The following is a 12,694-nucleotide window of genomic DNA, read 5'->3' as shown; positions in this document are numbered from 1 at the left end:
TAAGGTGGAACCACGTTGCGACGTCCTTTTGGATGTCGCTTTTTGTTTGAGTAAAATCTATTTCATCACTAATATTTAAGGAGAATCAGATGATTAATATTACTTTTCCTGATGGCGCTGTCCGTCAATTTGAATCAGGTGTAACTACTTTTGAAATTGCTCAATCCATTAGCAATTCACTTGCTAAAAAAGCCTTGGCTGGTAAATTCAATGGTAAGTTGATTGATACCACAAGAAAGATTGAAGAAGATGGTAGTATTGAAATTGTGACACCAGATCACGAAGATGCTCTAGATGTTTTACGTCACTCAGCTGCTCACTTATTTGCACAAGCAGCGCGTCGTCTTTTCCCTGAAATCAAATTAGGTGTCGGACCTGCCATTCAAGACGGTTTTTACTATGACACTGACAATGAAGCTGGACAAATCTCTAATGAAGATTTGGAAGCCATTGAAGCTGAGATGAGAAAAATTGTCAAAGAAAATTTCTCAAGTATTCGTCAAGAAGTTTCTAAGGATGAAGCGCGTGAAATCTTCAAAAATGACCCTTATAAATTGGAATTGATTGAAGAACATTCAGAAGATGAAGGTGGTTTGACCATCTATACTCAAGGAGAATATGTTGATTTATGTCGTGGACCTCATGTCCCTTCAACAGGTCGCATTCAAGTTTTCCAACTATTAAATGTCGCTGGTGCTTACTGGCGCGGTAATAGTGATAATGCTATGATGCAAAGAATTTATGGGACAGCTTGGTTTGATAAAAAAGACCTAAAAGCTTACCTTAAGATGCGCGAAGAAGCTAAAGAAAGAGATCATCGTAAACTTGGGAAAGAACTTGATTTATTCATGGTTGACCCAGAAGTAGGACAAGGCTTACCGTTTTGGCTACCTGACGGTGCCACTATTCGTCGTACGGTTGAGCGTTATATTACTGATAAAGAAATTGCTTCAGGTTATCAACACGTCTATACACCAGTTATGGCTAATGTTGAATTTTATAAAACATCAGGTCACTGGGATCACTACCATGAAGATATGTTTCCACCAATGGATATGGGTGAGGGAGAACAATTAGTGCTTCGTCCAATGAACTGTCCTCATCATATTCAAGTTTATCGTAACCATGTTCATTCTTACCGTGAATTACCAATTAGAATTGCTGAACTTGGTATGATGCACCGTTACGAAAAATCTGGTGCTCTTTCTGGCTTGCAACGTGTACGTGAGATGACGCTTAACGATGGTCATATCTTTGTAGCACCTGAGCAAATTCAAGAAGAATTCAAGAAAACCTTACAATTAATCATTGATGTGTATCGTGATTTTAATCTGACTGATTACAGCTTTAGATTATCTTACCGTGACCCTAATGACAAGGAAAAATATTTTGACAATGATGAGATGTGGGAAAAAGCGCAAACCATGCTTAAAGCCGCAATGGACGATATGGCGCTTGACTACTATGAAGCTGAAGGCGAAGCAGCCTTTTATGGCCCTAAGCTAGATATCCAAGTAAAAACTGCTTTGGGTAATGATGAGACCTTATCAACCATCCAACTTGATTTCTTGTTGCCAGAACGTTTTGATTTGGCTTATACTGGTGCTGACGGAGAAGCACATCGTCCCGTTATGATTCATAGGGGCGTGGTGTCAACCATGGAGCGTTTCACTGCCTACTTAATTGAAACCTATAAAGGAGCCTTTCCAACTTGGTTAGCGCCAACTCAAGTGACTGTTATTCCAGTATCAAATGATGCTCATACTGATTATGCTTGGCAAGTTGCTAATCAATTAAAAGAAAAAGGTGTGCGTGTTGTGGTTGATGAACGTAATGAAAAAATGCAATACAAGATTCGTCAAAGCCAAACACAAAAAATCCCTTATCAATTGATTGTTGGTGATAAAGAAGTAGAAGCTAATCTCGTTAACGTGCGTCGTTATGGAAGTAAAGAAACGCACACAGAAGCTGTTGAGACATTTGTTGCTAACATCTTAGCAGATATTGCCAATTATTCTCGTGTAGATTAATCAACTAGCCTAGAAATATTTTCTAGGCTTTTTAATTAGTCATTTGCTAAAACCTTCAAAATGTTATTTAATATTAGTAAATAAGAGATGGCATTGTTAAAGGAGTATAAGATGTCGACAGAATGTTTAACAGATATAGAAGAGCAATTGATAAAAAACGGATGGTCAGAAAAATTGATTCTACAAATGAAAAAAGAAGGTCAGGTCTTTTTAGATGTTAGGGTAGGTTCGCCAATATTTATGTCCTTATGGCAACAAACACTTAAACAGACATCTAATAAAAAAGCTTGTTTAGAAACTTTTTTGAATCACATAGGTATGACTGAAGATGATATCAAAATAGATAGTATTAGCGTTAAAACGTCACTTGCAAAATTTTCACCAGTACTAAGACCTGATCATGACTTTTGGAAAAGTCTAGCCCAAACGGTTTCAACAGCATTTCCAGAAAATGAATTACGTCAAAAAACACCTCTTGGAAGACAAATTCATCAGCTCAGGTATCTCATATCAGGGCAACAAGCCCAGTGGATTAGAGATCATATAAAGACTGATAAAATGACAGACCAAGAGGCTTTGGCAGTCTTTTTAAAAGATAAAAAAGAGCAATCATGGTTTCCCTTAGGTTATGATTACTCTTTAAATGAATCGGCAAGGTTACATAACAAGTATTATCTTAAAAATGGTAAAAAAATTTACCCCGATCAAGAAATAACCACTAATTTTAAAGTGTTGGTTCATTTTCATACAGAGTTTATCATTGATAAAAAAGGTCATTTTGTTAATCTGATAGACTATGAAAGACAAACTGAAAATGGGATAATCAATACAGCTAGTTTTAATTATGCAACTAGCAATAATAAAAGACATAAAGAACTAGATATCAATCCTGTTTCAATACATGATCCTAAAAGTAGAAAAAAATTCTTTCCAAGATTTAAAGCACCTCTTGATCTTCAAAAAGAATGGTTTTTCTTTGAGCCCAAAGATTGGAACAAGAGTTATTTTCATGATGACAATGCCTATAAGCACGTGGTAAGACAGGTAGACCATTTTAGAAAAATCATCAAAAGAGAAAGCTAAAAAGTGTTAGGCAAGCTTGCCTAACACTTTTAATCAGAAATTTTATAAAATACACTGTGTTCAAAATGGCTACCGCCTTCTAATTGAGTTTTGGTTGCTACCATTCGATCTCTTTTCCCGTCAGAAGTATCACCATCACCAGAAATAAAACTAGAATCAGGAATAATAGTGTTTGCTGGAACAAGAATTAATGAGTAAGCCTCATCATTATTGTCATCTGGAACAATGTTAAGTTCGAGATTATTTTCTCTTAAAAAGGCCCCTTGTATGACAAGGTTTTCTGAATCTAAACCATCTCGGTTAAAAACAAGTGTATCTCCTAGTTCATTTTGCCAAGTACCGATGATACTAGTATAATCGCCTTTTTCAATATTTGTTAGAGACATTCCAGCTTGTTTGGTTTCATCTACATTATCACTGGTGGTTTGAGTGGTTGTTGTGACTGTTGTTGCTTTCTCTTTTTCTTGATTAGAGCTCTGACATGCTGATAAAGAAAACAGTAAAAAAGTTAGGGGCAATAATAATATGATTTTTTTCATAGGCTATTCCTCTCATTCTGATGTTTTTATTATACCATTATCTAAAAGAAACATTTAATTTAAAAGCATAAACTAAATGAAAATAAGTTGAGTATTAGGTAAAAAATATTAACTGTCTATGGCGCTAACTCTATCTTATTAGTGATTGCAATGAAAATGATATAATAAAAGATAATGGCTTTCGGGAGGTTAAAATGGATAATGTATTTTGGCTATTTCCTATTATTTTTATGATTCACGAAATGGAAGAAATAATAGGGTTTAAACTATGGCTTGAAAAAAATAATGAAATAGTAAAAAAAAATAATCTACTCAAAAAGCTATACAAAAACTTTAGTACAGAAGGCTTTGCAATAGCTATTCTTGAAGAGTATTTGTTATGTATTTTATTAACAACCATAAGCATCATCTGGAAGGCTTACCTATTATGGATTGGAGTATTTATTGCATTTACAGTACACTTAGCAATCCACATCATTCAAAGTATTGTGATAAGTAAATATATCCCTGCATTGATATCAAGTGTTGTACTCTTACCCATAAGTATATTTTTGATAGTGAAAACTATCAATTACTTTAAATATGATTACCTTCATGTCATTGTTTTTTCCACCCTATCCATCATTCTAATGGTATTAAATCTGATTTTTGTGCATTGGATAATGGAACAAGTTACTAAAAAAATCAAAGAATTATAATCTATAGAATTGATAGTCTAATTAAAAAAGAGATAGTAAAAAATCACAAAAAGATAGGCAGTTTTTTACTTTAAGTACGAACAGAAGAACCCGTCTAAAAAGAATAGTCATTTTACGAATTGTATAATGTAATGATGGTATAAATTATTGTAAAGCCCTATTTCAAATAGATGAGAGCATATAAAAATCATACTATTTGTGAAAATTAACTTGTCTTGCTATTTATTTTCTAAAAGAAACATTTAATTTAAGAGAATTGTCATCTATTTCCCAAAAATTGATTAAATTTTGATAGAATAAAGAATGAGTGAAGTTGAAGGAAGGGAGTTTTATGACTAAGATTAAATTATTAGCCTTGGATTTGGATGGCACTTTATTTAATAGCCAAAAAGAAGTACCCTTTTTAAATAAAATGGCCATCACCCAAGCTAAAAATAAAGGAGTAAAGGTTGTTATTACAACAGGTCGCCCTTTAAGAGCTATTGGCAATCTTTTAGAATTTTTGGATTTAAAAAATCAAGAAGACTATAGCATCACTTTTAATGGTGGGCTAATTCAAAAAAATAATGGTAACAGTCTTTTTCAAAAAACATTGCGTAGAGAAGATGTGGAAAGGATTACCGAGATGTTACTGTCTTTAGGACTACCAGTTGATATTCTTAGTGATTCAAAGAGTTATACCTTAACTGCTGGTAATCACAAATCGCTTTATCCCACTGCTAATGTCCTATTAGATTTCCATAATATTAAGACACTTAAAGAACTCCCACATGACATTATTTATAATAAGATTGTTACTGTTTTTGATGCCGAATACTTAGATCAGCAACTGTCTAAAATTCCCAAGCGTTTTCATGAGGCATTTGAGATTTTTAAATCAAGAGATATCTTGCTTGAAATCATGCCAAAAGGTGTTGACAAAGGAAGTGCCCTTGCTATTTTGGGTGAGCACTTAGGCATCAAAAAAGAAGAGATGATGGCTATTGGAGATGAAGAAAATGATCTTTCGATGCTAAGATGGGTTGGATTACCAGTTGCCATGAAAAATGCTTCAGATACTGTTAAAAAAGAAATCAAAAGAACGACTAGTCGCACCAATGATGAGTCAGGAGTAGCAGAGGCTATTGAAAAATATATACTAAGAGAGGGAAAAGATGGGATTATTTGACCGCCTATTTGGAAGAAATAAAAAAGAAGAGACTAAAGAGGACGTTGTGACCTCTGAGGAACAAATTGAAACAAACAATCCAGATATTAAAGAAAAAAGTGAAGAAAATGACTTGGTATCAATAGAAACTTCTGAAAGTCATCAAACTTTAGAACAGGAGTTTCAAGAAAATGCCACAGCTAATCTCACCAATGACTTGTCTCAAACACATGAGGAAAAAGAAGAGATTAAGCAAATTTCCAAGGATAATTTTAATGTCCTTGATACACAAGACATCAATGAAGTACAAGACATTGATAATGTGCAAGATAACTCTCAAGAATCTGATGAGGAAAAATATCACAGAACACTTAAAAAGACGCGTACAGGATTTGGTGCGAGATTAAATGCCTTTCTAGCTAATTTTAGAAGTATTGATGAAGAGTTTTTTGAAGATTTGGAAGAAATGTTGATTCTATCAGATGTCGGTGTTTTAGTAGCATCAAACTTGACTGAAGAATTACGTTATGAGGCAAAACTCGAAAATGCTAAGAGACCTGAAGAGTTAAAACAAGTCATCATCGAAAAATTAGTGACAATCTATGAAAAAGATGGTCAATTCAATGAAAAGTTAAATCTTCAAGAAGACTTAACGGTCATGTTATTTGTTGGTGTTAATGGTGTTGGTAAAACAACATCTATTGGTAAGCTTGCCTACAAATACCAACAAGAAGGAAAGAAAGTCATGTTAGTGGCAGCCGACACCTTTAGAGCAGGAGCTGTTGCACAACTAGTCGAATGGGGCAAAAGAGTTAACGTGCCCGTTATCACCGGTGTTGAAAAAGCTGACCCAGCTAGTGTTGTTTTTGATGGTGTTGAAAGAGCTGTAAAAGAAGGCGTTGATATTCTTTTAATTGACACAGCAGGTCGTCTGCAAAATAAAGACAATCTCATGGCAGAATTAGAAAAAATAGGTCGTATCATTAAACGAGTGATACCTGATGCACCACATGAAACCTTGTTAGCTTTAGATGCTTCAACGGGTCAAAACGCTCTAGTTCAAGCCAAAGAATTTTCAAAAATCACTCCTGTCACAGGGATTGTTTTGACTAAGTTAGATGGTACCGCAAAAGGTGGTGTTGTTCTTGCCATCAGAGAGGAACTTGATATTCCAGTTAAATTAATTGGTTTTGGTGAAAAAATTGATGATATTGGTGCCTTTAATTCCGAAAACTTTATGCAAGGGTTATTAGAAGGACTTATCTAATAAAAAATCTCAGAGAGTTTATCTCTGAGATTTTTCATTTGATTAAAACACACGATAAACATAAGGGTTATCGGGTTCTTGTATGGATTGAATGTTTTCGATAGTAAGTACTGGCAAGGTTTGATCAAGATTTTGATTGTATTCAAGACTTAATTTGCCCTTGACATTAACCCAGTTGTTATCTTCTAAATCAATATTTTCCCCCTTGGTTAGTAGACCATAGACACCCGAATCGGCGATACAGTGTATAATACCAAAGCGAAAAAGGAATTGATAATTTTCTGTTTTTGGGTCATTATAGACAAAACCTAGATAGTTAATCTCACGACCAACAAATTCATCAGGGAAAAGATAAATCAGTTCCATCACTTCCATATAATTGTCACTTGTGATTTTTAAAGGTTTTGAGCCTTTATACTTGTTAAGTGCTTTTTTCATTTCGTTATTATAAGAAGCTTTAGTGAAATAAAGACTGGTATCCGGTTTTAAGTATTGAACACGCGTGCCATCACTACTCTCGCCTGTTGGGGAGGAGCCACTGGCAAGTGGGAAGTGATAGCCTTTTGCTGAGACGGTTGTGGAATCAAGAGTAGCTGTTGGTACTAAAAGCCCAACTGCAATCGGAAATAGCAAAAGAATGATGCTAGCCCATTTGGCTGATTTTGTCGTTAAATGACTAGGCATTTCTAATTTTTTCATCCAGATTATCAATTGAACAATGGCTAGAATGAGTGATAACACCATCGAAATATAAGCGAGATAAGAATAATGAATGTTGATGTATTGATCTAATTTTCCAGATAGTTGCAAGTACATTCCTAATTCAAAATAACCGACTAAAACTAAGAATCTAAACATCACATCACCCCCAAGAATAAACAGTAGAGCACAACGACCACACTAGATGTCGCCATAAATTGCAGGATAAACCGTTTTTTAAAAGAATTAAGCATCATGAGAAGATTTTTAATGTCAATCATCGGACCAATAATAAGAAAAGCCATGACGGGTGCCATTCCAAACGTTGATAATAAAGAAGCACCGATAAAAGCATCCGCTTCACTACAAAGTGATAGGATGAAAGCAAGTAACATCATGATTAAAATAGCTGTTAGCGGATTATGACCGATAGTGGTTAAAATACGAGTTGGCACATAAATTTGCATCCCTGAGGCAACGAGACTACCAAAAACCAGATAGCGTCCCACATCGAAAAATTCATCTACAGCATGAGATAAAGCGTAAAAAACTTTTTGTTGCCAGTTTTTATCAGAGTAGTCATGAAAATGGGTATTGTTTCGATTAGGTTTTTGAATGTTGCTGTCAACTACAAATCCTAGCATAATTCCTAAGCAAGTAGCCACAAGCATAGCACCGACAAGTCTTAAAAATAAAAAGCGAAAAGAATTGCCAAATGCTGAGTAAGTTGCAAATAAGACAATAGGATTAATGATTGGTGCAGTTGCTAAAAAAGGAATAGCAGTGTAGCTAGGTACTCTTTTTTCAATAAAGCGATTGACGATGGGCACGATACCACATTCACATGATGGGAAAACAAAACCAATCATCGTACCAAATAAAATGCGTAGCCACTTATTTTTTGGAAGGTATCTTGTTACCATATCAGGCGTTAGATAAACTTCAATCGCCCCAGCTAAAATACTCCCCAAAAACACAAAGGGGAGAGCTTCAATGATGATAGATAAAAAAATGGCAAACCATTGTAAAACACTGCTTGGTAATTGACTTAAAATAGACATGAGTTGAAATCATCTCCTTATTTGTTGAGATAACAAAACTTGTTATCTTAAGATAAGTAGTATTCATTATAACATTTATTTGTTTTTTCGACAGTTTTTAAAAATAAAAGAGGTTTCAAAAAAGACCATCTTTAAGAAGGTCTTTATTTTTTATCTGCTTTTTTGTTTGTTTTTTCTTTCTCTGCATCAGGTGGAGAAGGTTTTGTTGCGGTTGGTAAGGTTGCAAAATTTTCCAACATTTTTTCTAAATCATCTTGTTTTTTATGAGTAATTGCCATAGAAAACCAACTTTCTAGTTTAAGATACTTCTATTATACTACAAAATCTATAAGAAGACATCAATGCTTACTGAGGGAGCATACTATTAACTGTAAAGGGATGATATATAGACTTTAAAGAGGACAACGCCATGATAGAGGATATAGGTAAAATCACAGCACTATACTCCAACCTTTCAGTTGGTGATGAAGATAGAGGCGGTGGCGAGAGTAATAGCATAGTCAATAGAAACAATATACGCTTTATCGCCATCAACAACGGTATAGACAGTAAAGACCAAAATGCATTGGAATTTGTCCCTTATTAACATCATGTCAGAGTGGGATGCAAGAGGAATCAGTAAGAAAGTAAAAACAGGAATTAAGGTCAAAGGAGCAAATGGAAAGCCTATAGTAACAGAAGACCCTACGTCTATATAAAAAATCCTGCAAGCAAAGATTATTGGATAGTCGATAAAGAAGCTGTCGAAGTTGTAAAACTCATTTTTAGGCAATCTATGGAGAGGAAAAACAGAAATCAGATAGCAATTCATCTTAAAACAAATGAGATACTCATCCAACATTTTATATGAAACAGCAAGACAGAGGAACAGCGAAAAACAAATTCCTCAAGGAAGAAAACAGATATAACTGGAACAAAGCAAGCATAACACGCATACTGAAAAGGCAGAAGTATTAGACCTGTAAAACTAATTGAAAATATGATATAATATTAAAAATATTGAGTGAAACAAATTAGAATTTGATTTTTGGGGGGTAATCAAGGTGAATGAATTTAATGAATATGTTCGTGATAGTTTTTCTGAATCTGGTGATATTGTCATAAAATCTATGATGGGCGGATACCTTGTATATTTTAATGGTAAGCTGATAGGTGACATTTGCAATAATGAACTGTTTTTGAAGAGGACGCCAACATCGGATAGACTTCTTTCAGATTCAGAACTGCGTTATCCTTATGATGGTTCAAAGACGTTGATGCATGTATTTGACAAATTTGAAGATACTGATTTGATTGTAGAAATATTGGGCGGCATGTATGCGGAACTGCCCGAAAAGAAACCAAAGAAAGCCAAATAAGACTGATAAATACCAGTTTGTCTAATTGAATATAGTAATTTGAAAAACAGTAAATCAAAAAGGTTTGCTGTTTTTTGTTGCCCAATTTTTATAATGAAATCGTCAATAAATTAAAAAAGGTACTTGACAAAACGTTCTCTGAGGGAGAAAGCATTCTTTTAAAACGTCAGAAAAATAGTAAATATTATCCAATCATTATTAAAGATGATATAATAGAGGGTATGGAAAATAGTTATATTATCGCCCAAGAATTGGGCATTAAACAAACACAAATCACAACGGTTTTACAATTAACGACAGAAGGAAATACCATTCCTTTTATTGCGCGTTATCGTAAGGAAATGACTGGTAACCTTGATGAAGTTGACATCAAAGCGATTATCGATCGAGACAAGCAACTGACTGCCCTTTCAGAGAGAAAAGAAACCGTTCTTGCTAAAATTGCTGAGCAGGGGAAATTGACTCCTGAGCTTGAAAAAGCAATCACAGATGCTGAAAAATTAGCAGATGTTGAGGAACTTTATCTGCCTTATAAGGAAAAACGACGCACCAAAGCAACAATTGCGCGTGAAAATGGTCTGTCTGACTTGACACGTCTTATTTTGCAAAATGATGCTAATCTTGAAGAAAAGGCCAAGAATTTCCTCAATGACACCTTTGATACAGTTGACAAGGCTTTAACTGGCGCTACTGATATTTTAATCGAATTTTTATCAGAAGATCTTAAATTGCGTTCTTGGACTTATAACGAAATCTGGCAGTACAGTACGTTAACGTCAAGTTTAAAAGATGACACGCTAGACGAAAAGAAGGTCTTTCAAATCTACTATGATTTCTCAGAAAAAGTTGCTAATCTCCAAGGTTATCGTGTTCTAGCTTTGAATCGTGGTGAGAAATTAGGTGTTTTAAAGGTTTCTTTTGAACATAACTTGGATAAGATGACACGCTTTTTTGAATACCGTTTTAAACAGCAAAACGATTATATTAAACATAGTATTCAACAGGCGCTAAAAAAGAAAATCATTCCTGCTATGGAACGTCGAATTCGTTCTGAATTGACTGAAAAAGCAGAAGATGGAGCAATCTCGCTTTTTTCAGAAAACTTGCGCAATCTCCTTTTAATTGCGCCTTTGAAGGGAAAAATGGTTCTAGGGTTTGACCCAGCCTTTCGAACGGGAGCAAAATTGGCTCTGGTTGATCTCACAGGTAAATTAATCTTGACACAAGTTATCTACCCAGTAAAACCAGCCACTCAAAAACAAATTGAAGATGCCAAGGTTGTTTTAAAACAATTGATTGAAGACTATGGGATTGAGCTGATTGCTATTGGTAATGGAACAGCTAGTCGAGAAAGTGAGAGCTTTGTTGCTGAAGTTTTAAAAGAGTACCCTCAAGTTTCTTATGTAATTGTCAATGAAAGTGGTGCTTCTGTTTACTCAGCAAGTGAGTTGGCAAGGCATGAATTTCCTGATTTACCAGTTGAAAAACGCTCTGCCATATCTATTGCTAGACGTCTTCAAGACCCTTTGGCAGAGCTGGTTAAAATTGATCCAAAATCCATTGGTGTTGGTCAATACCAACATGATGTGAGTCAAAAGAAATTATCAGAAAACCTTGATTTCACTGTTGAAACAGTAGTAAACCAAGTCGGTGTTAATGTTAATACAGCAAGCCCTGCTCTTTTATCTTATGTTTCAGGATTCAACAAAACCATTTCAGAAAACCTTGTCAAATACCGTGAAGAAAATGGTGCGATAATGTCTCGTTTTGACATTAAAAAGGTGCCACGTTTGGGAGATAAGGCATTTGAACAAGCGGCAGGCTTCTTGCGTATTCCAAATAGTTCAAACATTTTAGATAATACTGGTGTTCATCCTGAAAGCTATCCTGCTGTTGAGCGCTTATTTGCCTTATTGTCTATTGAAGAACTAAATCAAGAAGCTCAAAAGAAACTAAAGGCACTTGATTATAAGGCAGTTTCAAAAACGATTGCAATTGGTGAAGCAACCTTAAAAGATATTATTCAAGACCTTCTAAAACCTGGTCGCGATTTACGTGATGATTTTGAAGCACCGACGCTCCGCCAAGATGTTTTAGATTTGAAAGACCTTAACATTGGTCAAAAACTTGAAGGAACCATTAGAAATGTTGTTGATTTTGGAGCTTTTGTTGATATCGGTATCCATGAAGATGGCCTAATTCACATTTCTCAGATGAGTCATCAATTTATAAAACATCCTAGTCAGGTGGTTTCAGTTGGAGATATCGTTACTGTTTGGGTCTCTAAAATTGATGAAGAACGTGGAAAAGTTAATCTTTCCTTGGTAGAATTAGATGGATCTCACTGAATACGTTAAAAGAGTTTCTCTTGATGATTTTGGCAAACCTTTTAATCATTATGCTGTTTGGAATAGTCGCCTAACCACAACAGGTGGGCGATTTTTCCCAAATGATGGTCATTTGGATTTTAGTACAAAAATCTATCAAGAACATGGCCCAGCTTTATTTCGAAAAATTGTTCGCCATGAATTGTGCCACTATCATCTCTTTTTTGAAAAAAGGGGTTATCGTCACCGCGATAAAGAGTTTAAAGAGTTACTTAAAAAAGTTGATGGCATTAGATATGTTCCAAGAAAAATTGAGGCAGTCAAATACTATTATGTTTGTCAGACATGTGGATTTTCATACCCTAGAAATCGGCGTATAAACCAATCTCTTTATCGATGTGGCAAGTGTCAAGGCACTCTAATCTTAAAAAATCATTCGTAAGACGGATGACTACTTCAACAATAATGATTATAATATAATAGCA

At 34.8% G+C, this 12,694-nt stretch carries 12 protein-coding genes and 1 pseudogene; 9 read left to right on the top strand and 4 right to left on the bottom strand.

All coding sequences use genetic code 11. The annotated features are described in order from the left end of the window. Positions 1-89: 89 nt before the first annotated feature. Together thrS and JHK64_RS00955 are read left to right on the top strand one after the other, a co-directional pair. Positions 90-2,030 (top strand): threonine--tRNA ligase, encoded by a 1,941-nt coding sequence (gene thrS / locus JHK64_RS00960; protein WP_199567128.1) that lies wholly within the window; start codon positions 90-92, stop codon positions 2,028-2,030. A 111-nt stretch (positions 2,031-2,141) separates the two neighbouring features. After that, on the top strand, positions 2,142-3,113 hold the full coding sequence (locus tag JHK64_RS00955; protein WP_199567127.1) for a DUF3114 domain-containing protein: 972 nt from the start codon (positions 2,142-2,144) through the stop codon (positions 3,111-3,113). A 29-nt stretch (positions 3,114-3,142) separates the two neighbouring features. Here JHK64_RS00955 and JHK64_RS00950 read toward each other — a convergent pair whose 3' ends face one another. Then, positions 3,143-3,652, bottom strand: a complete 510-nt coding sequence (locus JHK64_RS00950; protein WP_199567126.1) for a DUF6287 domain-containing protein — start codon at positions 3,650-3,652, stop codon at positions 3,143-3,145. 194 nt (positions 3,653-3,846) lie between these two features. On the opposite strand from JHK64_RS00950, the gene JHK64_RS00945 reads away from it, so the two are divergent. The 3 genes from JHK64_RS00945 (at position 3,847) to ftsY (ending at position 6,764) form a co-directional block, all read left to right on the top strand. Further along, a complete protein-coding gene (locus tag JHK64_RS00945; protein ID WP_199567125.1) occupies positions 3,847-4,350 on the top strand; it encodes an HXXEE domain-containing protein in 504 nt (167 codons plus the stop codon). A gap of 331 nt (positions 4,351-4,681) precedes the next feature. Beyond that, positions 4,682-5,518 carry a Cof-type HAD-IIB family hydrolase gene (locus JHK64_RS00940; protein WP_199567124.1) on the top strand — a complete coding sequence of 279 codons (837 nt, stop codon included), beginning with the start codon at positions 4,682-4,684 and terminating at the stop codon, positions 5,516-5,518. Beyond that, positions 5,505-6,764, top strand: coding sequence for a signal recognition particle-docking protein FtsY (ftsY, locus tag JHK64_RS00935; RefSeq protein ID WP_199567123.1), 1,260 nt, complete (start codon positions 5,505-5,507; stop codon positions 6,762-6,764). Before JHK64_RS00940 ends, ftsY begins: the two co-directional genes overlap by 14 nt. A gap of 42 nt (positions 6,765-6,806) precedes the next feature. Here ftsY and JHK64_RS00930 read toward each other — a convergent pair whose 3' ends face one another. From JHK64_RS00930 to JHK64_RS07545, 3 genes are all read right to left on the bottom strand, one after another. Continuing rightward, positions 6,807-7,622, bottom strand: a complete 816-nt coding sequence (locus JHK64_RS00930) for a TIGR03943 family putative permease subunit (RefSeq protein WP_199567122.1) — start codon at positions 7,620-7,622, stop codon at positions 6,807-6,809. Then, positions 7,622-8,524, bottom strand: a complete 903-nt coding sequence (locus JHK64_RS00925) for a permease (protein WP_199567121.1) — start codon at positions 8,522-8,524, stop codon at positions 7,622-7,624. Before JHK64_RS00925 ends, JHK64_RS00930 begins: the two co-directional genes overlap by 1 nt. 143 nt (positions 8,525-8,667) lie before the next feature. Next, on the bottom strand, positions 8,668-8,802 hold the full coding sequence (locus JHK64_RS07545; RefSeq protein ID WP_281402385.1) for an SPJ_0845 family protein: 135 nt from the start codon (positions 8,800-8,802) through the stop codon (positions 8,668-8,670). A gap of 131 nt (positions 8,803-8,933) precedes the next feature. Between JHK64_RS07545 and JHK64_RS00920 the strand changes: the two are divergent. From JHK64_RS00920 to JHK64_RS00905, 4 genes and pseudogenes are all read left to right on the top strand, one after another. Continuing rightward, positions 8,934-9,478, top strand: a pseudogene (locus JHK64_RS00920) (recombinase family protein); the annotation flags it as partial. A gap of 89 nt (positions 9,479-9,567) precedes the next feature. Beyond that, a complete protein-coding gene (locus tag JHK64_RS00915; RefSeq protein WP_199567120.1) occupies positions 9,568-9,882 on the top strand; it encodes a TfoX/Sxy family protein in 315 nt (104 codons plus the stop codon). 221 nt (positions 9,883-10,103) lie between these two features. Next, a complete protein-coding gene (locus tag JHK64_RS00910) occupies positions 10,104-12,230 on the top strand; it encodes a Tex family protein (protein WP_199567119.1) in 2,127 nt (708 codons plus the stop codon). After that, complete coding sequence (locus JHK64_RS00905; RefSeq protein WP_199567118.1) at positions 12,217-12,651, top strand: SprT family protein; 435 nt, start codon at positions 12,217-12,219, stop codon at positions 12,649-12,651. Before JHK64_RS00910 ends, JHK64_RS00905 begins: the two co-directional genes overlap by 14 nt. Positions 12,652-12,694: the final 43 nt, after the last annotated feature.

Origin of the sequence: Streptococcus zalophi (genome assembly GCF_016481285.1) — a bacterium.
Classification (GTDB): Bacteria; Bacillota; Bacilli; order Lactobacillales; family Streptococcaceae; genus Streptococcus; species Streptococcus zalophi.
Note: the sequence above shows the minus strand (reverse complement) of the source record. Positions and strands in the feature narration are given on the sequence as shown.

Excerpts from the sequence above, each read along its gene's own strand:
- JHK64_RS00905 (WP_199567118.1), top strand. The coding sequence starts at position 12,217 with ATGGATCTCACTGAATACGTTAAAAGAGTTTCTCTTGATGATTTTGGC.
- JHK64_RS00925 (WP_199567121.1), bottom strand. The coding sequence starts at position 8,524 with ATGTCTATTTTAAGTCAATTACCAAGCAGTGTTTTACAATGGTTTGCC.
- JHK64_RS00945 (WP_199567125.1), top strand. The coding sequence starts at position 3,847 with ATGGATAATGTATTTTGGCTATTTCCTATTATTTTTATGATTCACGAA.
- JHK64_RS00930 (WP_199567122.1), bottom strand. The coding sequence starts at position 7,622 with ATGTTTAGATTCTTAGTTTTAGTCGGTTATTTTGAATTAGGAATGTAC.
- JHK64_RS00910 (WP_199567119.1), top strand. The coding sequence starts at position 10,104 with ATGGAAAATAGTTATATTATCGCCCAAGAATTGGGCATTAAACAAACA.
- thrS (WP_199567128.1), top strand. The coding sequence starts at position 90 with ATGATTAATATTACTTTTCCTGATGGCGCTGTCCGTCAATTTGAATCA.
- JHK64_RS00955 (WP_199567127.1), top strand. The coding sequence starts at position 2,142 with ATGTCGACAGAATGTTTAACAGATATAGAAGAGCAATTGATAAAAAAC.
- JHK64_RS07545 (WP_281402385.1), bottom strand. The coding sequence starts at position 8,802 with ATGGCAATTACTCATAAAAAACAAGATGATTTAGAAAAAATGTTGGAA.
- JHK64_RS00950 (WP_199567126.1), bottom strand. The coding sequence starts at position 3,652 with ATGAAAAAAATCATATTATTATTGCCCCTAACTTTTTTACTGTTTTCT.
- JHK64_RS00940 (WP_199567124.1), top strand. The coding sequence starts at position 4,682 with ATGACTAAGATTAAATTATTAGCCTTGGATTTGGATGGCACTTTATTT.
- ftsY (WP_199567123.1), top strand. The coding sequence starts at position 5,505 with ATGGGATTATTTGACCGCCTATTTGGAAGAAATAAAAAAGAAGAGACT.